Raw genomic sequence first — 23,616 nt, 5'->3', positions numbered from 1 at the left:
AGACTCCTTGCGTAAATGAGGTTAATTCGGGGTAGTGGTCTGAGCCGCAGCGGGCAGCGGGCGATGTGTCGCCGAGGCGATAATTTCGGCCTCACTGGAAAATTCGTTGCGCTGCTTGCCATGAAAGCACAACCAGCCGATAAACATGCCTGAGGCCACCAGACCCGAAAGCAGGGTGTAGAGCACAATCGGTCCGGCATCGAGCAGCACCGGTGTGACAAAGGCGAGGATGCCGCAGGTCAGGCGAGCCACACCGACAATCGCACCTTGGGCGGTGGCGCGCAGCATGGTAGGGAAAGATTCCTGCGACCAGACTTTCATGATCCCTTCAAACGCCATCCCGCTGCCGATGGCGGTAAACAGCAGGCAGCACAGCCAGGAGACAGGGGAAAAGTGCAGGATCACTGGCATAAAGAAGCCGCCGGCAAAGAAAAAGGCCCCGATGATGTACACCAGCATGCGTTTTTGGGTATCAACCATTTTCATAAACAAGAGGCCGGACAGGACGCCCACCGGCATCGCTATCAGGTTCCAGAGTGCATTCTTTTCGACCGTGATGCCGACCACGTTCACCGCGACGTACGCGCCAAACTGCCCGCCGGTATTGGCTGCCAGATTGGTAAACATGTAAAACAGACACAGCGCGATAAAGGGCCAGAGGTATTTCCCACGCAGCAAATCACCGATCGACGTTTTTTGCGCCCGGACCGTGGATCGCCCAGCCTTCCGTTCCTTATGCGCCGTCAGCCACATCGGGGATTCCGGCAGCGACCAGCGTAGCACCAGCAAAATGAACGCCACAGTGCCGACATGCAGATATAAAATCTGTGCACCGCTTCTGCCCCAGCCACCGACCAGCGCCGAAATCGCCATGGTGGTACAAATACCGGCAAACCACAGCAAATTAGACAGGCCGATAATTTTGCCGCGATTTTTATCACTCGCCGCTTCCGAAATGGTCGCCAACGAAACGGGCAGGTCGGCCCCGGTAGCCAGCCCGACCAGCACGGTCCCGAGCAGCAATAAGTAAAAACCACCGGAGAACGCCAGCAGCAGCGTGCCAATAAAGACCATCATCATTGTGATAATAAAAACGTTGCGCCTGCCGTAACAATCGCCCAGACGACCGCCAGTAAAAGCACCCAGCGCGATACATAAGGTTAATACGCCCGAAAGAATACCAATTTCAGTTGAGGTTGTTCCGATGGCCTTTTGATAAATCACCAGCGCCGTGCCATTAGACACAATCGCCGCGGAATCAATATAAGAAGCCATGCCGGAAACAACGCCAACGTACCATGGGTTGGGCTGTTTAATATTGAGCATAATAAATACTCCAGCGAGGTTGTAAGAGTAATAAATCCAATCCTGTTAAATTAACGCAATGCGTAACGGCCAAATCCGGGCAATACGACTCCTGACAGCAGTTGTTAATGCTGCCGCTTTATTCAGGAAAATATGCCCGACAAACCGGATAAAAATAATTACGGTTTCTGTTTAATTGAGGTACTTAATTGTCGCTCCTGCGAGGGCGTATGTTGAAAATAGCGGCGATAGGCTTCGGTCAAACGCGGAGGATTAAGAAACCCACACAGCAGCGCGATGCGGCTGACCGGTATATCCGTTGTGCGTAATAATTCCTGCGCTTTCAATAAACGATACAGCTGCTGAAATTTCTCTGGCGTGTTACCCGTCATTTCGCGGAAGAAACGATACAGCGTGCGTAGCGCGATGCCTCCTTCCTCACAAACGCCTTTCCAGTTAATCTCCTGCGCGTAGTGCTGGCGAATATGGTCGAGCAGATAAATCTTACGGCGCTCGTCGACGACGGCACTTTTGCTGACTGTTTGCTCCGTGCACAGCAACGTCAGGATTTGCAAGAACGCCGACTCGGTACCGGAAAAATAAAGCGGGTCAAAGGCATCATCGCGTCGACGGCTGATCCCTTCTGCCAGGGTAATGATACTGTTTAACGTCCGCTCCGTGAGCGGCTGGTAACGATCATCAAACGGACGGGTCTTTTCGCTGATCGACTCAATCAGCGCATCAATGTTTTTAATATATTGAAACGGCCGCTGCCGATGTATGAGAATATTAATCAGCGACAGTTCGCTGGTCGCTTCATAATAGTGTACGTCATTGGCCGTCACGAAAAAGAAATCACCCGGGCGGATCATTTCCGCATGATCGTTAACGATATGAAACCCGCTGCCGCTGCGAACAATCACCAGTTCATCAAATTCATGTCCATGTAGATCGGCCATCGCCTGATTGCTTAATATAAACACGCAAAACGCATGGTCTTCAGAGGGGAAGAAATCTTCACACTGTTTAATATCCACCATAATGACCTCACGTTTTACGTTAATATCCTTACACTTTGTAAGACTGATATTTGTCACGGCATATCAACATTAAACAGCAAGAGTAGTGACAAGTCATTATGTGCAAATGGCATTCAGGCGTAACTCTCTGTGACGGTTACACCATTTTTCGCTATTACTGCTGATTGGTCAGACGAAATAAAAAAAGGCCCATGTTTCCATGAGCCTTTTCTCTGAAGCAGGTACGAACCGTCAGGCCGTTTCGGCCAGCGCCAGTGATGAGACCTCATCAATCCCTTCAATGCGTTCGCTGCCGTTATAAAGACGCGCATGCTGTAGCCCAACAAACAAACGGTCGCCGCGCTGCGGGACTTCGTCGCGCATCACCACGGTCAGCGGTTCGTCATACCAACCGAGAGGCTGCACCACCAGTTGGGTGTAGTGCCCTTTCGGGCTCGCTTCCAGCACCTGTACCGGCAACGGTGAATCGAGGCTGGTGCGACGACTGACGTCGACTTCCCACGGGCGCAGGAACAAATCGACCGGCCCCTGATGCGCAGGCGTATAGCCGAGCGGCCAACGGTGCGCGCCGACATGGAACTGGCCGCCGCGGATAGTGCCTTTCAGGCGATTCACTTCGCCCATAAATTCGAGTACGAAACGGGTCGCAGGCTCGCGCCACACCTGTTCCGGCGCATCAACTTGCTCGATGTTGCCCTGGCTCATCACCACCACCCGATCCGCGACTTCCATCGCTTCTTCCTGATCGTGGGTCACGAACACGCTGGTGAATTTCAGCTCTTCATGGAGTTGACGCAGCCAACGACGCAGCTCTTTACGCACCTGCGCGTCCAGCGCACCAAACGGTTCGTCGAGCAGCAAAATTTGTGGTTCCACCGCCAGCGCACGGGCCAGTGCCACGCGCTGCTTTTGCCCGCCGGAGAGCTGTGCCGGGAAACGGTCGGCCAGATGCGCCAGCTGAACCATTTCCAGCAGCTTGGTGACTTTGGCTTTGATTTGCGCCGCATTCGGACGCTCACGACGCGGAAGCACCGTCAGGCCAAACGCGATGTTGTCGAACACAGTCATGTGGCGGAACAGCGCATAGTGCTGAAACACAAAACCGACTTTACGGTCACGGGCATGAAGACGGCTCACATCAGTACCCTGGAAGCGGATCTGCCCGCTGGTCTGGTGTTCGAGCCCGGCGATAATACGCAGCAGCGTCGTTTTACCCGAGCCGGACGGCCCCAACAGCGCCACCATCTGCCCGGACGGAATATCCAGGGAGATATCATTCAGCACCTGAGTGCGTCCAAACGATTTCTTAATGCTGGCAATTTCAATGCTCATGATGCGTCTCCTGATGCGCGCGTTTTTCCTGATTCTCCAGGCGCCACTGCACCACACTCTTCAAAAACAGGGTCAAGATAGCCATTAACGTCAGCAGGGCTGCGGCGGTGAACGAACCGACGGTGTTGTAATCCTGCTGGAGTAATTCAATTTGCAGCGGCAGCGACAGCGTTTCACCGCGGATAGAACCGGACACCACCGACACCGCACCGAACTCGCCAATCGCGCGGGCGTTGGTCAGCACCACGCCGTACAGCAGCGCCCAACGGATGTTCGGCAGCGTAACGCGGCGGAACATCTGCCAGCCTGACGCGCCGAGCAGAATCGCCGCCTCGTCTTCGTGGCTGCCCTGACTCAGCATCACCGGCACCAGCTCGCGCACCACGAAAGGACAGGTCACGAAAATCGTCGCCAGCACCATGCCCGGCCAGGCAAACATCACCTGTAAATTATGTTCATCGAGCCAGCCGCCAAGCGGACCGTTCGAGCCGTAGAACAGCAGATACACCAGGCCTGCAACCACCGGCGATACCGCAAAGGGAATATCCAGCAGAGTCAGTAGCAACTGGCGGCCCGGGAAGTTAAAGCGTGTCACCAGCCAGGCCAACAGCGTGCCGAACACCAGGTTTACCGGCACGGTTATCAGCGCAATCATCACCGTCAGCCAGATGGCGTGCAGCATGTCCGGGTCCGCCAGGTTGTGCAGCACGGGCATCAACCCTTTGCTGAACGCCTCAACGAAGATATAAATCATCGGCACCAGCAGAATGAAGGCTGACACCAGCATGCCGGTTCCGATCAGAAACCATTTTCCCCAGTTGATGCGGGGTGCGTCATAGCGTTTCAATTGCGTAACTTCCGCCATTAGTGACCTACCACACGTCGACCAAAGCGACTCTGCAAGGTGTTGATGGAGAACAGCAGTAGCAGCGACGCGCCGAGAATAACGGACGCAATCGCGCTCGCCGCCGGATAATCAAACTCCTGCAAGCGCACAAAAATCATCAGCGACGTCACTTCCGTTTTCCAGGCGATGTTCCCGGCGATGAAAATCACCGCGCCAAACTCGCCCAGGCTGCGGGTAAATGACAGCGCCACGCCCGCCAGCAACGCCGGAGACAGCTCCGGCAGCACCACTTTACAGAAGCTCTGAATACGCGTTGCACCGAGCGTTTCCGCCGCTTCTTCGTATTCCGGCCCCAAATCTTCCAGCACCGGCTGAACGGTGCGCACTACGAACGGAATGCTGGTGAACGCCATCGCCACGGCAATACCGAGCCAGGTATAGGTCACTTTGATATCAAACTTCGCCAGCCATTCGCCGTAGAAACCGTTGACTGAAAAAAGCGACGCGAGAGTTAAACCCGCCACCGCCGTCGGCAGCGCGAACGGTAAATCCATCAGCGCATCAAGCAGCGTGCGGCCCGGAAAACGGTAGCGTGTGAGGATCCATGCCATCAGCAGGCCGAACACGCCGTTGAAAATCGAGGCCACAAACGCCGACAGCAGCGTCACTTTATAGGCCGCCACCACCTGAGGGTTGGTGATGACGTCCCAGTATTGCGCCCAACTCATTTGCGCCAGCTGCATCACCAGCGCGCTGAGTGGCAGCAGCAAAATCAGGCATACAAACAGCAGACTGGTGCCAAGGCTTAAGGTGAAGCCCGGCAGCACACGTCTGGAAGAAACAGCAAACATTACTTATGCCCCGCCGCTAACAGCTTATCCAGCTCGCCACCGCTGGCGAAATGGGTTTTCATTGCATTTGGCCATGAGCCGAACTGGTCTTCCACGCGGAACAGGTCAGTCTGCGGGAATTTGTCTTTCAGCTTCTCCATCACCGCCGGGTTGTTCACGCGGTAGTAGTAATCGGTAATGATGGTTTGCGCCTGCGGGCTGTACAGCCAGGTCAGATACGCCTTCGCCGCTTTTTCCGTGCCGTTGGCCTTCACGTTTTTGTCGACCCAGGTCACTGGGAATTCGGCCAGGATATTGGTTTTCGGCACCACGACTTCGAAGCCCTGGTCTGCGTACTGTTTACGGATGTTGTTCACTTCGGATTCGAAGGTGATCAGCACATCGCCTAAACCACGATCCACGAAAGTGGTCGTCGCCCCGCGGCCGCCGGTATCGAACACCTGCACATTTTTCAGGAACTGAGTCATGAACTGTTCGGTTTTGGCGTTATCGTTTCCATCGGCTTTGGCCGCTGCACCCCAGGCCGCCAGATAGGTATAACGCCCATTGCCAGAGGTTTTCGGGTTCGGGAACACCAGCTGTACGTCCGGGCGCACCAGGTCGTTCCAGTTATGAATATTCTTCGGGTTGCCCTTGCGCACCAGGAACGCCATGGTCGAATAGAACGGAGAACTGTTATTCGGTAAACGGCTCTGCCAGTTCGCAGGGATCAGCTTGCCTTTGTCATGCAGGATCTGCACGTCCGTCACCTGGTTGTAGGTCACGACATCGGCCTTCAGACCCTGCAAAATCGCCAACGCCTGTTTGGAAGAACCCGCGTGGGATTGCTTAATATTGAGCTTGTCACCGCCATTGTCCTTCGCCCACTGTTGTTCAAACGGCGGATTCAGGGCAGCAAACAGCTCGCGGGAAACATCATAGGAACTGTTGAGCAACTCGGTTGCCTGCGCCTGAGCCGCCAGCAGCAAGGCTCCCAGCACCAGTGTTCCTTTTTTCAGTGATTTAACGGCCATTGCGCACCCTTATAAATGTGATGACTATCGACTGTCATAATATTTATAACGAGGATGAAAGCAGTAACGGTTTTATATACCGTTTGGTGCTTTGGAAGTTGAAAACAGAATAAGGGTTTTTCGGCGTTCATCAGCCAGCCGATTTGGTACACTCGACGAAACCCGCAATGAGGATGAACTGATGCGTCAAAGGACGATTGTCTGCCCGATTATTCAGAATAACGGTGAGTATCTGCTGTGCAAAATGGCCGATGACCGCGGTGTATTTCCCGGCCAGTGGGCGCTTTCCGGCGGGGGAATGGAGCCTGGTGAAACCATGGAGCAGGCGCTGCTGCGCGAAATAGGCGAAGAGCTGGGCGAAAAGCTGCGTATCGAGAAAATCACTCCATGGCATTTCCGCGACGATACCCGTATCAAAACCTACGCCGATGGCAGCAAAGAAGAGATTTACATGATTTACCTGATGTTCGATTGCGTGAGTGCGAATCGTGAAGTGACGTTTAACGAGGAGTTTCAGGACATTGCGTGGGTCAGCCCCGACAGGCTAGGCGAGTATGATTTAAACGTCGCCACCCGCCAGACGTTTATTGATAAGGGATTGTTGTAGGCATATATGCCCGATAAACATCCTTCTGAGCCCAACCACTAATCTCAGGAAGGTCTCTGGTTGAGCTCAGGATGTTTTACTCAGAACGCATTGTCCCTGATACGGAATGAACGGGTGATACGATCCCATATATCCACCAGTTCAGCATCGCTGTAGGTCGGCGGAGGCAGGGCATAATTACTCAATGTCAGATCAATTATTGGATGGCGAAAAGCCACTATTTTTTCATTAGCAATGACATTAAAAAGTAACTGCCCTGATGGATTATCGGGTGATTTTTCTGACGGGGCGGTATTAAGCCATTCATCGGCCTCAAATCCGGCTATCTGTGTTTTGCCTTTGCGTAATGTCCGCGCATTTATTCCCGTCAGGTAAGGCTGAATTTCATGACTTCGCTCCAGCATACTCGCTGGATCACAAAGGTAAGTATTCGTGGAAACCGACAGGGAAAAAACCGAACTGTGCGGATAGACAAAGGTAATATCTTCCTTTGCCTTCCCGTTCCCGTCGCGAATAAATCCTTCCGGAATACAGCTCCCTGGCTGCGTCGGGATTTCATCGTTTTTTCGCCCACTCAGCCGGGACATTACATCCTGTAGCTCTGCCAGTTTTTGGGGTTTGTTATTCGCCATCCAGGTGGGTCTTTTGGCCTCATCCCGCAAATAAAACGCTCGTTCTTTTGCATAACGTGGGTCAGAGTAATCGGTGATCTCCTGCGTGAGGATGAATGCCACCCCGTCAACATACAGATGCCCTTCCAGAATGCGACCAAATCCAGCAACACTCTCATTTTCATTACGGTCAAATATCACCGCATTCTCACTCACCCGGTAAACCTGCTTAAGGAAAGGCCGGTCAACAGCATCCACGGTTTTGCTGTTGTTCAGCTCCTGCTCTCGTCGCTGGATACGCTGTTCAAACGCCGGGCGGTAGAGCCGCTTACTGCTGATCCGCACCTCATTAATCTCAACCCGGTCTTTCAGGGTATTTTCAAAGGAGCCCGGCACCTCAAACACATAGCGCCCCACACACTGGGTTTTGGGGGTGGCAAACAGCGTATCAACCATACGTTCTTCCTTGTCCGTTAACGCCGGCGGCGTATGCACAAACGTCACATAGTTATGAATATAATACCCTGCCGCCAGCAGCAGCAGGACGGGCGTGATCAGCAGGGAAAGAGGACGCTTTTTCATGGAGCCGGTACCTGCTGCACAATTTTCACCACCGAACGGACCGTGAACACCAGAGCGTCCGACAGGTCACAGTAAACCGAACGGGCACGGTCCACAGGGTCAACTGCATAGGCCCCTTCATGGTCAACGTTGGTGGCCAGTACACCCTGAATACAGGGAGATGAGGTCCGGATTGCCGTCACCGGCACCGTGCCGTCGCCAGGACTTCCGGATGAGATAAGCTCCGAGGCTCGTAACGGGGACAGCGCAACGGGGTCACCGGCACGCTCCCGGACCCTCTGCGCCTCCTGCACCCTCAGGGGGATGCGTTCCTTCCATGTCAGGAACGCATCAGACTGATTATGTTCACTGGCCCCGTAAAACAACCAGGTCTGGGGATGGTATTTGCCGGTCAGTTTCTCGATAAATGTTTTTACATCTACTTTCACTCGTTTAGCAAAAGCCGCCCATTCACTGTCAGTATCCCCCAGCAGCAAATCCTGCTTACACAACCGCCACCAGGCCGTTCTGTTCAGGTAAATTTCCTCATACGGATCGGCCACCGGCAGGGACAGCCGGGTACCGCTGCCCTCTATTTTCAGCCAGCCCGGTCCATAAGCCCTCCCCGGCAGCAACTGTAACGGACCGGGGGATTGTGCCAGCACCGGCATCAGTTTTTCTGCTCTGTCCCCGATAATCATCCCGATAATGCCACGCTCACCGATTTTCATACGCCGGTATGCCGCCGGCGACCCCAGGTCCGGCATCACGCCGTGCACTACCCCCAGTATATTTTCCTGTCCGTCCATGTTTTCTGAGTAGTGCCGGGCAACCAGTCCCCCCATAGAGTGAGTCACCAGGATAACCTTATTTACCGCCAGTCGGCCGTGATACTGCCCCAGCACCCTGTCGATATACATTCCCAGCAACGCCGCCGAGTCAGCGTTGGACTGCAGCCAGTTATAACCAAAAACGTGCAGTGGATATAAAAACCGGTGGCCATGCTCCGTTTCGTCTTCGGTCAATACCTGTTCCGCCGGTTCATCACCGATTCTCGTACCGGTAAAACGCTGTCGCGCCGTCTGCAGTTGTGTTTCCCGGAAGTAATTATCTATCAGGATGTCGTCATCACTGAGCAGATACTGTAGCCGGTCGAGCGCCTCTCCGTAACTTTTGTAAAACGCGCTTCCCCAACCGCGGGCGCGCCGGGAAGGATATTTTTTGCCATCCGCACCCTCATTAAAAATGTCCCCACTGTCATCAACTGTCGTGGTCTTTGGATCGAGTAGAAACTTTCTTTTCTCCGGGCTGGCAAGCGGCCATTTTTTAAGTGATGCAGCACTGTACTGCCAGACTTTCTTATTCCCACTTTTCAGGTTTGACCCCATCACTCCCGGAATGAAAATAACGGGGATCACTTTTTCGGGCGGCTTGAGGCAAATCGCCACATAATTATTTTCTTTAGGCTGGGGAATGATGTCGTAATGATACTGCCCGTTGTCATCCCAGACGGGACGATGATAAGCACTGTTTCCCTTGTCTTCCATGCGTTAACTTCCTGTTATTCTTCATTGAAAAAACGTCTGCTCCGTAATACGCCGAAGCAAACTTAACTCAAATTAGCCAGCCAATCCTTCTGTGCCGTGCCTGGATACTTTATTCAGAACGCATTATCCCTGATACGGAATGAACGGGTGATACGATCCCATATATCCACCAGTTCAGCATCGCTGTAGGTCAGTACGCTATCGCTGTCTGCGGGCATGGTCTCGTTACTTAACGTCAGGTCAAGATTGGGATGCATGAAATCCGTCGTTTTCTCATTGGTTTCAGCAGTAAACAATAACTGTGCCGATAGATTCTCGGGTGATTTTTCTGACGGAGCGATGTTAAGCCATTCGCTGGTATCAAACCCGGCTATCTGTGTTTTGCCTTTGCGTAATGTCCGCGCATTTATTCCCGTCAGGTAAGGCTGAATTTCATTACTTCTCTCCAGCATCGTTGTGTTTCCTTTCAGGAAGTTATTGCTCCAGACTACAAAAGAAAAGACCGAACTGTGCGGATAGATAAAGGTAATATCTTCCTTTGCCTTCCCGTTCCCGTCGCGAATAAATCCTTCCGGAATACAGCTCCCTGGCTGCGTCGGGATTTCATCGTTTTTTCGCCCACTCAGCCGGGACATTACATCCTGTAGCTCTGCCAGTTTTTGGGGTTTGGTGTTAAGAAAATTGCCGCTGACGCCAGCATTGATAAATTCCTCCTTATCTTTTTGATACTTTGGATCAGATAAATCAGTGATCTCCTGCGTGAGGATGAACGCCACCCCGTCAACGTAGAGATGCCCTTCCAGAATGCGACCAAAACCTGCCGCACTCTCATTTTTATTACGGTCAAATATCACCGCATTCTCACTCACCCGGTAAACCTGCTTGAGAAAAGGCCGGTCAACAGCATCCACGGTTTTGCTGTTGTTCAGCTCCTGCTCCCGTCGCTGGATACGCTGCTCAAACGCCGGGCGGTAGAGCCGCTTACTGCTGATCCGCACCTCATTAATCTCAACCCGGTCTTTCAGGGTATTTTCAAAGGAGCCCGGCACCTCAAACACATAGCGCCCCACACACTGGGTTTTGGGGGTGGCAAACAGCGTATCAACCATACGTTCTTCCTTGTCCGTTAACGCCGGCGGCGTATGCACAAACGTCACATAGTTATGAATATAATACCCTGCCGCCAGCAGCAGCAGGACGGGCGTGATCAGCAGGGAAAGAGGACGCTTTTTCATGGAGCCGGTACCTGCTGCACAACTTTAACCACCGAACGGGCACGGGCCACGGGGTCAACCGCATAGGCCCCTTTCATGTTTGATCCCATCCCTCCTGGAATAAAAATAACGGGGATCACTTTTTCGGGCAGTTTGAAACAAATCGCCACATCATTATTTTCTTTAGGCTGGGGAATGATGTCGTAATGATACTGCCCCTTGTCATCCCAGACGGGACGATGATAAGCACTGTTTCCCTTGTCTTCCATGCGTTAACTTCCTGTTATTCTTCATTGAAAAAACATCTGCGCCATAATACGCCGAAGCAAACTTAACTCAAATTAGTCAGCTATTCCTTTGCGTCGGTCCTGAGATCCGCAGAGAAACCGACGCGAATGGCTGTAACGAACAGAATTTATATGTTTTACAAGATAATCGTGAAGTGACGTTTAACGAGGAGTTTCAGGACATTGCGTGGGTCAGCCCGGACAGGCTCGGCGAGTATGATTTAAACGTCGCCACCCGCCAGACGTTTATTGATAAGGGATTGTTGTAATCATTGTCGAAGGCGTCTGTAGGCCCGGTAAGCGAAGCGCCACCGGGCACTCAAACATTACAGCGTCAGTAATTTATCCAGCGACGGCGCGAAGTAATAGCCCCCGGTCACCGGCTTAGTGAAACGCAGCATCGCATCGCGCTTCCCGTCGGTATCGCCAAACATGCTTAACAGCTGTTGTTCGATATTGTACAGACGCGCGCAGTAGGCGCAGAAATAGAGGCCGTGCGTGCCGCTGGCGGTGCCGTACGGCAGGCTCTGACGAACAATTTTAAGGCCTTTGCCGTTCTCTTTCAGGTCGACGCGCGTCAGGTGCGAGGTTTCCGGGCGATCGTCACCGTCAATCTCTTCGTTGGCTTCTTTGGTACGCCCAATCATCATTTCCTGATCAGGAATACTCATCCGGTTCAGCTGCTTGAGATTGTGCTCCCAGCGCTGGACAAACACGTAGCTGCCGCCCGCATCTGTACCGTCGGCAATGACTGCCACGTCGCGACGCGTCTCAACGCCCGCCGGGTTTTCAGTCCCGTCGACGAAACCACTGAGGTCGCGTTCTTCGACCCAACGGAAACCGTGTACTTCGCTTTTCACGTCGATGGCGTCGCCAAAGGCTTCCAGCGCCGCCTGGGCCACGGAGAAGTTGACGTCATGACGCAGGGAGAGAATGTGGATCAGCACATCGTTTTGCGTCGCCGGTGCGAGGCCTTTACCGTAAGGAATGAAATCTTTCAGCTCTTCCGCACCCACGCCGCCGCTCAGGCTGCGCCAGGTGTCGTGACCAAACGCCACGACAGCGCCGAGATGGGCGTCGGGGAATTTCGCCTCAAAGGTGGCCAGCTTATCGGCGAAAACCCGGCTGCATTCACGCAGGGCGTTGACGTCCCCTTTGACATTGGCTTCAATCCAAATCGCCGCCCGGCAATGTTCCGGCAAAATGCCGCTCTGAACCTGAGACATCGCTGCTTCTCCTGAAAGGCTGAAAAAAAGATGCCACGATCTCGTGGCATTATTGATGGCGGGCATTATACCCGCATTTTTCAGGCGGCGGCTTGCTCAGACGCAAATTAACGGCGCCAGATAATCTTGCTGACTTTCCAGAATTTCAGGGAGTCATCCGGCGGCATCAGTTCCTGCGGGCCGCCCCAGCTGCCGCTAAAGATATAGCTGATATGCTGGCTATCTTTGACTTTACACTCAACGCTGGCGCTGTCATCACCGCTGGCTTTTTCACAGTTGCCAAACGCTTTGCTGTATACCTCGCTGAATGGTGTACCGATTTTTGCACCGTCGGCTACCGGGATGTCGCTGTCCATGACATCAATCCGGCTGATACTTCCGCCCTCGCCATTCACCACCAGCGCGACCTTGTCGTCCTTCAGCGCTTCGAAGTATTTAACGATGGTGCCTTTGTCGGTTTTCATGCCGCTGCGCACGCGGTAATCGCCGTCGAGCGCATCGTTGATGGCCTCTTCATTCAGCGGCGTGGAGGCGGTCAAATCACCGACGCCCTGCTCGGTCACTTCCGTTGAGGAACCAAACCAGTTCCACGGATACGCCGCCGACCAGTGCACAGAATTAAAGCCATTACTGACGGTGGCACAGCCGGTTAAGGCCAGGGGCAGCGCGCAGAGCAATAAACGCATTGATTTCATTCGAGGATCCTTTGTATGTCAACACAACGCCTGTTGGAGTCCAGAATGGCAAAAAAGTGCCATTAATCCTCTTGCGGGGAAAAACAGGCGCGTAAACGGCGGTTGCTGAGCAACCACCAGAGCGCAAAACCGTCCACAATAACCAGCGCCAGGCCAATTCCGCTCAGCGGTTCGCCCTGCCACCACAGCAGCGGCTGCCAGAGTAACAGCCCGAGCTGCGCGAGAATAAGTACCCAGCGCATCAGTGGCCACAGACGCGGAAGCTGGTGTCGCCGTCCACTGAGGAGAAAAGCGAGCACCGCAGGCACGCCGGGCAGCAGGCTAATCCAAAAATTATCGTGATCGGGATAAAACAGATCCAGCAGCGTCCCGCCCTGCTGACGCGATGCCCCGGCCATCACAAAGACCACCCAGGTTCGCGCCTGTAACAACAGGACACACCAAAACACAAAAGGCAGCCGTAGCCGCCCGTGACCATCGTATGCCGACGGTAAAAAATCAGTATTCTTCATCTTCTATCAGACGCTTCCCGAGCACGACCACATCCGCATGCTCATAGCCCAGGCGCTCGTACATGCCCTGCACCATATCGTTATCTTCACGGACCATGATTTGTAATTTCGGGCAGCCGCGCGCAATGAGTTTTTTCTCAAGACGATTCAGCAGTGCATTGGCGATGCCGCGTCCGCGATATTCCGGATGCACGCCGAGATAATAGGCCGAGCCGCGATGACCGTCGTAGCCACCCATCACGGTGCCGACCACTTCGCCATTCACTTCCGCCACCAGAAACAGGCTAACGTCATGGTTTAGCTTACGTTCGATATCCATTTCCGGGTCGTTCCAGGGGCGTAATAGCTCGCAACGCTCCCAAAGCGTAATAACCTCTTCGAAATCGGACTGGCGAAAAACGCGAATCTCCATGTTATTGCCCATCATTTTAGGTTTAAAACAGTGATTATGGCGTGATCATCCTAAATCTCCAATAACTTGCGAATAACGGTCAAAAAAATGGCATAATGTTGCATTGTCACGTATTGAAATGAAAAGTAAAACAATTCTCATCCCAGATTGTCGTAACGGAAAACACGATACGATATAACACATGGAATATTTATTTTTACAAATCGGGCCGCATGAGCACTTTCAAACCCCTAAAGACACTCGCATCTCGCCGCCAGGTGCTAAAAGCCGGGCTAGCCGCGCTGACGCTATCCGGCATGTCGAACGCTATCGCCAAAGATGGAACACTGAAAACCAGCAATGGTCACAGTAAACCCGCGGCTAAAAAATCCGGCGCGCGTCGCGTCGTGATGCTCGATCCGGGCCACGGTGGCATTGACACCGGCGCCATCGGGCACGGCGGTTCGAAAGAGAAACACGTGGTGCTGGCGATAGCCAAAAACGTGCGTTCCATTCTGCGCAATCACGGCATTGATGCCCACCTGACGCGCACCGGCGACACCTTTATTCCCCTGTATGACCGCGTGGAAATCGCGCACAAGCACGGGGCGGATCTGTTTATGTCGATCCACGCAGACGGCTTCACCAACCCGAGCGCCGCCGGAGCATCGGTGTTTGCCCTCTCCAATCGCGGCGCCAGTAGCGCCATGGCGAAATACCTTTCCGATAAGGAAAACGCCGCCGATGAGCTGGCCGGTAAAAAAGCGATGGATAAAGATCATCTGTTACAGCAGGTGCTGTTCGATCTGGTGCAAACTGACACGATTAAGAACAGTTTGACGCTCGGCTCGCATATTCTGAAGCAGATTAAACCGGTGCATCGCCTGCACAGCCGCAGTACTGAACAGGCCGCCTTCGTGGTGTTGAAGTCGCCGTCGATTCCATCAGTGCTGGTCGAAACCTCGTTTATCACTAACCCGGGTGAAGAGAAGCTGCTGGGCACCACCGCGTTTCGTCAGAAAATCGCCAACGCGATTGCCTCGGGTATCATCAGTTATTTCAACTGGTTCGATAATCAGAAAGCACACGTGAAGAGACGTTAATGAAACCGGATGCCGCACAGGTAAAAGCCTTTTTACTGATGCTTCAGGACCGTATCTGCCAGCAGCTTGCGGCAGTCGACGGCAGCGCATTTGTTGAAGATAGCTGGCAGCGCGAAGCGGGCGGCGGCGGACGTAGCCGCGTGCTGCGCGACGGCGGCGTATTCGAACAAGCGGGCGTGAATTTCTCTCACGTCTATGGCGATGCCATGCCTGCCTCGGCGACGGCGCATCGCCCGGAGCTGGCCGGTCGCAGTTTTGAAGCGATGGGCGTTTCGCTGGTCGTTCATCCCCGCAATCCTTTTGTGCCCACCAGCCACGCCAACGTGCGGTTCTTCATTGCTGAAAAACCGGGCGCGGACCCGGTGTGGTGGTTTGGCGGCGGTTTTGATTTAACGCCGTACTACGGTTTTGACGAAGACGCCGTGCACTGGCACACCGTCGCCCGGGATCTCTGTCAGCCGTTCGGCGACGACGTGTATCCGCGCTACAAAAAATGGTGCGACGAATACTTCTTCCTCAAGCACCGCAACGAACAGCGCGGTATCGGCGGCCTGTTCTTTGACGACCTGAATACGCCAGATTTCGACCAGTGCTTTGCGTTTATGCAAGCCGTGGGCGACGGGTATACCGAGGCGTATCTGCCCATTGTCGAGCGCCGCAAACCGCTGGCTTACGGCGAGCGCGAGCGCGACTTCCAGCTTTATCGCCGGGGTCGGTACGTGGAATTCAATCTGGTGTGGGATCGCGGCACGCTGTTTGGTTTACAGACCGGCGGGCGTACGGAGTCGATTTTAATGTCGATGCCGCCGCTGGTGCGCTGGGAATACAACTACCAGCCAGAAGAAAGCAGCCCTGAGGCTGCCTTGAATGCGTTTATTCAGGTTCGGGACTGGGTGTAATTATCCCCTCTCCCCGACCCTCTCCCACAGGGCGAGGGAGAAAACCGAACAGCCTGACGCCCTGTTACACAGGGAGAAGGGGAAAAAGACTCCGATCGGTTCCCTCTCCCCGTGGGAGAGGGTTAGGGAGAGGGGAAAGCAATCACGGATAGCCAATTACAGCGGCTCAGTCTGTGCCTCGACCACCGCCAGCGCGACCATATTGACGATACGACGCACCGACGCGATTGGCGTCAGAATATGCACCGGTTTCGCCACGCCCATCAGTACCGGCCCGACGGTCACCCCTTCCGAGCATGACACGCGCAGCAGGTTGTAGCTGATACGCGCCGCTTCCATGTTCGGCATCACCAGAATATTCGCTGCGCCTTTCAACGGGCTGTCCGGCATACGATCGTGGCGGATGCTTTCCACCAGCGCGGCGTCACCGTGCATTTCGCCGTCAATCATCAGTTCTGGCGCACTGGCGCGGACCAGGTCGAGGGTCTGACGCATTTTGGTCGCCGCCGCACAGTTGGACGAACCAAAGTTCGAATGCGACAGCAGCGCCACGCGCGGTTCGATCCCGAAACGACGCACGGTTTCAGCCGCCATCAAGGTGATTTCCGCCAACTGTTCCGGGGTCGGATCGTCGTTAACGTAGGTATCCGCGATAAAGGTGTTGCCACTCGGCAGCAGCAGCGCGTTCATCGCCCCGGCGGTATGCACTCCATCGCGATAGCCGAACAGTTGCTGAATCACGCTAAAGTGCTCGTGATAATCCCCGATAGTCCCGCAAATCAGCGCATCCGCTTCACCGCGCTGAACCATGATCGCGCCAATCACCGTGGTGTTGCTGATGACATGACGCTGCGCCTGCTCCTGGGTGATCCCCCGGCGCTTCATGATGTTGTAGTACTCCATCCAGTACTCTTTAAAGCGCGGATCGGATTCGTTATTCACGATATCGAAATCGACGCCCGGCTTCATTTGCAGCCCCAGCTTTTGCAGGCGCATTTCAATCACGTTCGGGCGACCAATCAGAATCGGCTTCGCGAGACCCAGCGTGATTAACTCCTGCGTGGCGTGCAATACGCGAGTATCTTCCCCTTCCGCCAGCACCACGCGCTTCGGCTCTTTACGCGCCTGGGAGAAAATCGGCTTCATGAACAGGTTGGTTTTGTAGACGAATTCGCTCAGCTTCTCTTCGTAGGCGGCAAAATCGGCAATCGGACGTGTCGCCACGCCGGAATCCATCGCCGCTTTGGCCACCGCCGGGGCGATCTTAACGATCAGGCGAGGGTCGAACGGTTTGGGAATGATGTATTCCGGGCCGAAACTCAGATCCTGATCGCCATACGCCGACGCCACGACTTCGCTCTGCTCGGCATGCGCCAGTTCCGCAATTGCGTGAACCGCCGCCAGCTTCATCTCTTCGTTGATCGCGGTCGCGCCCACGTCCAGCGCCCCGCGGAAGATGAACGGGAAGCACAGCACGTTGTTTACCTGGTTCGGGTAATCGGAACGGCCGGTGCAGATGATCGCGTCAGGGCGCACTTCTTTCGCCAGCGGGGGCAGAATTTCCGGCTCCGGGTTCGCCAGGGCAAGGATCATTGGCGCACGCGCCATTTTCTTGACCATTTCCTGAGTCAGCACTTTCGGGCCTGAACAGCCGAGGAAGATATCCGCGCCGTCAATCACGTCGTCCAGCGTGCGTTTGCCATCGTCATCCACTGCATACGCGGCTTTGGTTTCAGCCATGTTCGGTTCGCGGTCTTTGTAGATAACGCCTTTTGAGTCGCACACCACGATGTTGTGCTTCTGCATCCCCAACACCACCAGCAGGTTCATACAGGCGATTGCCGCCGCACCTGCACCGGACACCACCATCCGCACGTCAGAGAGGTTTTTCTCAACCACCCGTAAACCGTTGAGAATGGCGGCGGTGCTGATAATCGCCGTGCCGTGCTGGTCATCGTGGAAGACCGGGATTTTCATCCGCTCGCGCAGCTTCTGTTCGATGTAGAAGCACTCTGGCGCTTTGATGTCTTCAAGGTTGATGCCGCCGAATGTTGGCTCCAGCGCGGCGACCACATCAATCAGTTTATCTGGATCGAGTTCGTCTATTTCGATATCAAAGACGTCAATCCCGGCAAATTTTTTGAACAGCACCCCTTTCCCTTCCATGACTGGCTTACCGGCCAGCGCGCCGATATTGCCCAAGCCCAGCACCGCGGTGCCGTTCGAAACGACTGCCACCAGATTGCCACGGGCGGTGTATTTAAATGCCGCCAGCGGGTCTTTTTCGATTTCGAGGCACGGGGCGGCCACACCCGGTGAATAGGCCAGGGCCAGATCGCGCTGCGTAGCGAGTGGCTTAGTCGGAGAGACCTGAATTTTGCCTGGAGTGGGGAATTCGTGGAAATCGAGGGCGCTTTGTCTTAACTGGTCATCCATTTTAGATTCCTTTTTACGTCACAGAAATAGGAGAAATGTGTTCCCGGTGCTAACCCGTGAGTATCCCCTTTCGCGGACTCGTAAACTTTGAAGGCTGCCATACTCTCGTCATCAAAACGCAATTTTGTTATTAATTTTTAACACTCCTGTTAAGCGATGTCGTAAACCAAGGCCGGCCCGTCTGCTATGCTTTTGAGTTAGGCATGACCTGAATTCCCCCGAAGTGCAAGCGAGAGCCTTCGTCTAACACTTTGCTTTTTAAGGAGTCTCTTTTCATGAACCAGCTAGACGGTATTAAGAAGTTCACCACAGTCGTCGCCGACAGCGGCGATATCGAATCCATCCGCCACTATCAGCCGGAAGATGCCACCACCAACCCTTCCCTGTTGCTGAAAGCCGCAGGCCTGGAACACTACACCCACCTGATTGATGACGCGGTGGCGTATGCCAAAAAACAGGGCAGTAGCCGCGAACAGCAGGTCGTTGACGCCTGCGACAAGCTGGCGGTCAATTTCGGTGCGGAAATTCTGAAAAGCATTCCCGGACGTGTTTCCACCGAAGTGGACGCTCGTCTGTCCTTTGATCAGGACAAAAGCATCGCCAAAGCGCGACATCTGGTGCAGCTGTATGCCGATCAGGGCATCGATAAATCCCGAATTCTGATCAAGCTGGCGTCGACCTGGGAAGGCATTCGCGCCGCCGAGGTGCTGGAGAAAGAAGGCATTCACTGCAATCTGACGCTGCTGTTTTCCTTCGCTCAAGCCCGCGCCTGCGCCGAAGCGGGTGTGTTTCTGATTTCCCCGTTCGTCGGGCGCATTTACGACTGGTATCAGCAGCGCGAGCCGATGGACCCGTACGTCGTGGAAGAAGATCCGGGCGTGAAGTCGGTGCGCAATATCTACGATTACTTCAAGCAGCACCGCTACAACACGGTAGTGATGGGCGCGAGCTTCCGTCGCACGGAGCAAATTCTGGCGCTGGCAGGCTGCGACCGCTTGACCATCGCCCCGCCGCTGCTGAAAGAGTTGCAGGAAAAAGAGGACGCGGTTACCCGCAAACTCATTCCGGCCTCGCAATTCTTCAACCGCCCGGCCCCGCTCACCGAAGCGCAATTCCGCTGGGAACATAATCAGGACCCTATGGCGGTGGACAAACTGGCGGAGGGTATTCGCCTGTTCGCCGTTGACCAGCGCAAGCTGGAAGATTTACTCGCCGCCAAACTGTAACTTTTGCCACGGAGAATGCTATGTCCCGAAGAGAACTAGCCAACGCGATCCGCGCCCTGAGTATGGACGCTGTGCAGAAAGCCAATTCCGGCCACCCGGGTGCCCCGATGGGGATGGCGGATATTGCCGAAGTTCTGTGGAATGATTTCCTCAAGCACAACCCAACCGACCCACATTGGTACGATCGTGACCGCTTTATTTTGTCCAACGGCCACGCCTCAATGTTGCAATACAGTCTGCTGCATCTGACCGGTTACGACCTGCCAATATCCGAGCTGAAAAACTTCCGCCAGCTACATTCCAAAACGCCGGGGCACCCGGAACTGGGCTATACGCCGGGCATCGAAACCACTACCGGCCCGCTCGGTCAGGGGCTGGCAAATGCCGTTGGGTTGGCGATTTCCGAACGCACGCTGGCGGCGCAGTTTAACCAGCCTGACCACGATATCGTCGATCACTATACCTACGTGTTTATGGGCGACGGCTGTCTGATGGAAGGCATTTCGCATGAAGCCTGCTCGCTGGCCGGTACGTTAGGCCTCGGCAAGCTGATCGGCTTTTACGATCACAACGGCATCTCGATTGACGGCCATACCGAGGGCTGGTTTACCGATGACACTGCCAAACGTTTTGAGGCCTATCACTGGCACGTGGTGCATGAGATCGACGGGCACGACCCGGAAGCGGTGAAAAAAGCGATCCTCGAAGCGCAAAGCGTGAAGGATAAACCGTCGCTGATTATCTGTAGGACGGTGATTGGCTTTGGCTCACCAAACAAAGCCGGGAAAGAAGAGTCGCACGGCGCGGCGCTCGGCGAAGAAGAAGTCGCGCTGGCGCGCAAGCAGTTGGGCTGGAAGTACCCGGCGTTTGAAATTCCGAAAGAGATTTATCAGGGCTGGGATGCACGCGAGAAAGGTGAAAAAGCCCAGCACAGCTGGAATGACAAACTGGCGGCGTATAAAAAAGCCCATCCTGAGTTGGCGGCTGAATTCGAACGCCGCATGAGCGGCAAACTGCCGGACAACTGGCAGAGCATCAGCCAAAAGTATATTGAGAAGTTGCAGTCGGAACCGGCGAAAATCGCCACCCGTAAGGCATCGCAAAACGCACTCAACGTTTACGGCCCGCTTCTGAAAGAGCTATTAGGCGGTTCGGCTGACCTTGCACCAAGCAACCTGACCATCTGGAAAGAATCGGTTTCACTGAAAGACGATCCGGCCGGGAACTACATTCACTACGGCGTGCGCGAATTTGGGATGACTGCCATCGCCAACGGCATCGCCCATCATGGCGGCTTTTTGCCATACACCGCGACCTTCCTGATGTTCGTGGAATACGCCCGCAACGCCGCGCGTATGGCGGCGCTGATGAAGGCGCGACAAATCATGGTTTACACCCATGACTCAATCGGCCTTGGGGAAGATGGTCCGACGCACCAGGCGGTTGAACAACTTGCCAGCCTGCGCCTGACGCCGAACTTCAGCACCTGGCGTCCTTGCGATCAGGTAGAAACGGCGGTGGCGTGGAAAGCGGCGATTGAACGCCACGACGGCCCGACGGCACTAATCCTGTCGCGTCAGAATCTGGCGCAAATCGAACGTTCGCCGGATCAGGTAAAAGCCATTGCGCGCGGCGGCTATGTGCTGAAAGACTCAGGCGGCAAGCCGGACCTTATCCTGATTGCGACGGGGTCAGAACTGGAAATCACCGTGCTGGCGGCGGAGAAACTGGTGGCTGACGGGCACAGCGTGCGGGTGGTTTCCCTGCCCTCAACCGATGTGTTCGATAAGCAGGACGAGGAATATCGTGAATCCGTATTGCCGTCGGATGTCTCCGCTCGCGTGGCGGTCGAAGCCGGGATTGCGGATTATTGGTACAAATACGTGGGCCTTAAAGGAGCGATTGTCGGCATGACCACCTATGGCGAATCAGCGCCCGCCGAGAAGCTGTTCCCGTTCTTTGGCTTTACGGTGGAAAATATCGTCGAGAAAGCGAAGAAGGTCATGCACAAGTAGTGAAAATGCCCGATGGCGCAAGCTTATCGGGCCTACGGTTTTGTAGGCCTGATAAGGCGCGTAGCGTTGCTATCAGGCAATAAACTATCTTGTTATCCAGAGGGTGGGCCATGCATCTGGCCCCTGCCAGTTATCGCAGGCCGGTTGTCCGGCGTATCGCACCAGACGAAAGCGCTGGCCGTCATAACGCCAGCGCGTTTGTACGCCGCAGTCGCCCTGACCGCGGCCTTTATCCAGCGTCTCCAGTTCACGCGTTTTGTCATTGAAGGTCAAATTGACCAGCTCAATGTCACGTTCGTCCTTTTCCTGCGGCAGAAACGGCAGGCGCAGCCTGATGGGCTGGGCGGCAAACGGTTTCTGACGCGATACCAGCCACGCCCGGTAAATGGTGTTGTAGGCCCCCGATTCACAGGTCAACATCAGTAGCGCTTTATCGTCGGTGAGCGGCGTGACCCACACTTCACGGCGCAGAGGGTCCAGTGAGCACTGGCTGTTGTTCATGCGCCAGGTGCCGTAATCGAGCAGGTCGTTAAACTCTTCGCGGCTAAACGGCGTCGGCGTCGGGTTCACCTTCTTCACCGCTTTCAGCGCTGGCGCGGGGGGTACGCTCAGCGGGGGGTCGTCGCCTTTGCCAATCCACGCGGTTTCACTCCCGACGCGCTTTTGCTGGTCGTCAATAAACAGCAGCGCCGCTTTCAGCCCCTGCAAAGAGATGCTCTGCGTGCCGTTTTCAAGCGTCAGCGCTTGACCGTCCTGAATATGCTGGAGAAACGTGTTGATGGTTGGGCTGTCGCCAGTACTGAGATGCCACGGCGTTATCTGCCAGTGTTCACCGACCAGCTTTAACGGCGAACCGTCCAGCAGCAAACGTGGGGCAATGGGAGGGATTTTTGGCAGCACGTTTTCCGGGCCGCCCAGTTCGATGCGCAGAGTCGAATCATTATGCGCACCCGCACTGCGCGTCAAGGACATCACCCACCCGTGGTGCAAGCCAATATTGCGCGTTACGCAGAAATTCTGATTATTGCAGGTCACCTGCCAGTTGCTGAATTCCTGTTGCACAGGCGCAGCCCACGTCAGCGTCGACGGTAACCCGACCAGCAGCAAAAGAAAAAGCAGACGAAAAGACACGAGATGACCCCAGAAGAAAAAAACGCCGATTACTACGGCGTATCCTCCCCTGGCGGCCACCTTTTACTCAATCGGATTAGTCCATTAAACCGGTGTTTTGCAGATATTGAAGCAGGATAACCGCTTTGCCGTCACGAATTTCACCGCTTTTGACCATCGCCAACGCACGTTCGAAAGGCATTTCCAGCACGTCGATATCTTCATCTTCCACGCCGCCGCCCGCGTTAGCACGCAGGTTGTCGTGGTATTCGGCGATAAAGAAATGCACCAGCTCGGTCACGCCGCCTGGAGACATGTACAGCTCGAAGACTTTGCGTACGTCGTCAACCTGGTAGCCGGTTTCTTCCACCGCTTCTTTGCGGATGCAGGCTTCTGGCTCGTCGTCATCCAGCAACCCGGCGCAGGTTTCGATTAATCTACCGTCGGCGTTGCCGTTAACCCACGTCGCGACACGGAACTGGCGCACCAGTACCACGCTTTTCTTGTGCGGGTTGTACAGCAGAATGGTGGCGCCGTTACCGCGATCGTAGACTTCGCGCTTGTGGCGCACCACTTCCCCATCTTTGCGCGTCAAATCGTAGGTGATGTTGCGCAATACGAAGTAATTTTCCGACAGGATTTTGTCTTTGATAATTTCAATATTGAATGACATTACGGCTCCACAGCGTCAGAATTCGCCAACCAGTTTACCCGTCACAGCTTGCTTTGTCGTTACGCTCATTTACATTGATTTATGTATGTTTATGCATGAACGCGGAATGATAATT

General features: G+C 54.5%; 22 protein-coding genes. 5 read left to right on the top strand and 17 right to left on the bottom strand.

Annotated elements, in window-relative coordinates; translation table 11 throughout:
• Positions 1-21: 21 nt before the first annotated feature.
• The 6 genes from A8O29_RS06575 to cysP form a co-directional block, all read right to left on the bottom strand.
• Entirely contained in the window at positions 22-1,326 is a 1,305-nt protein-coding gene (locus A8O29_RS06575) for an MFS transporter (protein WP_125353580.1), read from the bottom strand.
• 158 nt (positions 1,327-1,484) lie between these two features.
• Entirely contained in the window at positions 1,485-2,345 is an 861-nt protein-coding gene (locus tag A8O29_RS06570) for a helix-turn-helix domain-containing protein (RefSeq protein ID WP_125353581.1), read from the bottom strand.
• A gap of 231 nt (positions 2,346-2,576) precedes the next feature.
• Positions 2,577-3,677 carry a sulfate/thiosulfate ABC transporter ATP-binding protein CysA gene (cysA, locus tag A8O29_RS06565; RefSeq protein WP_125353582.1) on the bottom strand — a complete coding sequence of 367 codons (1,101 nt, stop codon included), beginning with the start codon at positions 3,675-3,677 and terminating at the stop codon, positions 2,577-2,579.
• Positions 3,667-4,542 carry a sulfate/thiosulfate ABC transporter permease CysW gene (cysW, locus tag A8O29_RS06560; protein WP_125353583.1) on the bottom strand — a complete coding sequence of 292 codons (876 nt, stop codon included), beginning with the start codon at positions 4,540-4,542 and terminating at the stop codon, positions 3,667-3,669. The genes cysA and cysW overlap by 11 nt, the downstream gene beginning before the upstream one ends.
• Entirely contained in the window at positions 4,542-5,375 is an 834-nt protein-coding gene (cysT, locus tag A8O29_RS06555; RefSeq protein ID WP_110509063.1) for a sulfate/thiosulfate ABC transporter permease CysT, read from the bottom strand. Before cysT ends, cysW begins: the two co-directional genes overlap by 1 nt.
• Positions 5,375-6,388 carry a thiosulfate ABC transporter substrate-binding protein CysP gene (cysP, locus tag A8O29_RS06550; protein ID WP_125353584.1) on the bottom strand — a complete coding sequence of 338 codons (1,014 nt, stop codon included), beginning with the start codon at positions 6,386-6,388 and terminating at the stop codon, positions 5,375-5,377. The genes cysT and cysP overlap by 1 nt, the downstream gene beginning before the upstream one ends.
• Before the next feature lie 181 nt (positions 6,389-6,569).
• On the opposite strand from cysP, the gene nudI reads away from it, so the two are divergent.
• On the top strand, positions 6,570-6,995 hold the full coding sequence (nudI, locus tag A8O29_RS06545) for a nucleoside triphosphatase NudI (RefSeq protein WP_125353585.1): 426 nt from the start codon (positions 6,570-6,572) through the stop codon (positions 6,993-6,995).
• A gap of 80 nt (positions 6,996-7,075) precedes the next feature.
• Here the strand turns inward: nudI and A8O29_RS06540 are convergent, their stop codons facing one another.
• The 8 genes from A8O29_RS06540 to A8O29_RS06505 all read right to left on the bottom strand — a co-directional run bounded on the left by A8O29_RS06540 (position 7,076) and on the right by A8O29_RS06505 (position 14,060).
• The gene (locus tag A8O29_RS06540; RefSeq protein WP_174081274.1) at positions 7,076-8,188 is read right to left on the bottom strand and encodes a T6SS immunity protein Tli4 family protein; all 1,113 of its coding nucleotides are present in this window, start codon (positions 8,186-8,188) and stop codon (positions 7,076-7,078) included.
• A complete protein-coding gene (locus tag A8O29_RS06535; RefSeq protein WP_174081273.1) occupies positions 8,185-9,714 on the bottom strand; it encodes an esterase/lipase family protein in 1,530 nt (509 codons plus the stop codon). The genes A8O29_RS06540 and A8O29_RS06535 overlap by 4 nt, the downstream gene beginning before the upstream one ends.
• A gap of 113 nt (positions 9,715-9,827) precedes the next feature.
• The gene (locus tag A8O29_RS06530; protein ID WP_174081272.1) at positions 9,828-10,823 is read right to left on the bottom strand and encodes a T6SS immunity protein Tli4 family protein; all 996 of its coding nucleotides are present in this window, start codon (positions 10,821-10,823) and stop codon (positions 9,828-9,830) included.
• Between the two features lie 122 nt (positions 10,824-10,945).
• Positions 10,946-11,197, bottom strand: coding sequence for a hypothetical protein (locus A8O29_RS06525; protein WP_174081271.1), 252 nt, complete (start codon positions 11,195-11,197; stop codon positions 10,946-10,948).
• Positions 11,198-11,541: 344 nt separating this feature from the next.
• On the bottom strand, positions 11,542-12,441 hold the full coding sequence (locus A8O29_RS06520) for a Dyp-type peroxidase (protein WP_125354235.1): 900 nt from the start codon (positions 12,439-12,441) through the stop codon (positions 11,542-11,544).
• A gap of 107 nt (positions 12,442-12,548) precedes the next feature.
• Positions 12,549-13,136, bottom strand: coding sequence for an RpoE-regulated lipoprotein (locus A8O29_RS06515; protein WP_110509057.1), 588 nt, complete (start codon positions 13,134-13,136; stop codon positions 12,549-12,551).
• Positions 13,137-13,198: 62 nt separating this feature from the next.
• Positions 13,199-13,648: a DUF2919 domain-containing protein gene (locus A8O29_RS06510; protein WP_125354234.1), complete on the bottom strand. Its 450-nt coding sequence runs from the start codon at positions 13,646-13,648 to the stop codon at positions 13,199-13,201.
• Positions 13,635-14,060 carry a GNAT family acetyltransferase gene (locus A8O29_RS06505; RefSeq protein WP_110509053.1) on the bottom strand — a complete coding sequence of 142 codons (426 nt, stop codon included), beginning with the start codon at positions 14,058-14,060 and terminating at the stop codon, positions 13,635-13,637. Before A8O29_RS06505 ends, A8O29_RS06510 begins: the two co-directional genes overlap by 14 nt.
• Positions 14,061-14,272: 212 nt before the next feature.
• Here A8O29_RS06505 and amiA point away from each other — a divergent pair, with 212 nt between their 5' ends.
• A complete protein-coding gene (amiA, locus tag A8O29_RS06500) occupies positions 14,273-15,142 on the top strand; it encodes an N-acetylmuramoyl-L-alanine amidase AmiA (RefSeq protein ID WP_110509051.1) in 870 nt (289 codons plus the stop codon).
• Complete coding sequence (gene hemF / locus A8O29_RS06495) at positions 15,142-16,041, top strand: oxygen-dependent coproporphyrinogen oxidase (RefSeq protein WP_125354233.1); 900 nt, start codon at positions 15,142-15,144, stop codon at positions 16,039-16,041. The genes amiA and hemF overlap by 1 nt, the downstream gene beginning before the upstream one ends.
• Positions 16,042-16,197: 156 nt before the next feature.
• On the opposite strand, the gene maeB is transcribed toward hemF, so the two are convergent.
• A complete protein-coding gene (gene maeB, locus A8O29_RS06490; RefSeq protein ID WP_125354232.1) occupies positions 16,198-18,477 on the bottom strand; it encodes an NADP-dependent oxaloacetate-decarboxylating malate dehydrogenase in 2,280 nt (759 codons plus the stop codon).
• Between the two features lie 275 nt (positions 18,478-18,752).
• Here maeB and tal point away from each other — a divergent pair, with 275 nt between their 5' ends.
• A complete protein-coding gene (gene tal / locus A8O29_RS06485; RefSeq protein WP_125354231.1) occupies positions 18,753-19,703 on the top strand; it encodes a transaldolase in 951 nt (316 codons plus the stop codon).
• Positions 19,704-19,723: 20 nt separating this feature from the next.
• Entirely contained in the window at positions 19,724-21,718 is a 1,995-nt protein-coding gene (tkt, locus tag A8O29_RS06480) for a transketolase (protein WP_174081270.1), read from the top strand.
• An 84-nt stretch (positions 21,719-21,802) separates the two neighbouring features.
• On the opposite strand, the gene A8O29_RS06475 is transcribed toward tkt, so the two are convergent.
• Together A8O29_RS06475 and nudK are read right to left on the bottom strand one after the other, a co-directional pair.
• Positions 21,803-22,849 carry a DUF1176 domain-containing protein gene (locus A8O29_RS06475; RefSeq protein ID WP_125354230.1) on the bottom strand — a complete coding sequence of 349 codons (1,047 nt, stop codon included), beginning with the start codon at positions 22,847-22,849 and terminating at the stop codon, positions 21,803-21,805.
• A 76-nt stretch (positions 22,850-22,925) separates the two neighbouring features.
• A complete protein-coding gene (nudK, locus tag A8O29_RS06470; RefSeq protein WP_125354229.1) occupies positions 22,926-23,501 on the bottom strand; it encodes a GDP-mannose pyrophosphatase NudK in 576 nt (191 codons plus the stop codon).
• Positions 23,502-23,616 lie beyond the last annotated feature (115 nt).

This window comes from Scandinavium goeteborgense (assembly GCF_003935895.2).
Classification (GTDB): Bacteria; Pseudomonadota; Gammaproteobacteria; order Enterobacterales; family Enterobacteriaceae; genus Scandinavium; species Scandinavium goeteborgense.
This window is presented reverse-complemented; position numbering and strand designations above follow the sequence as displayed.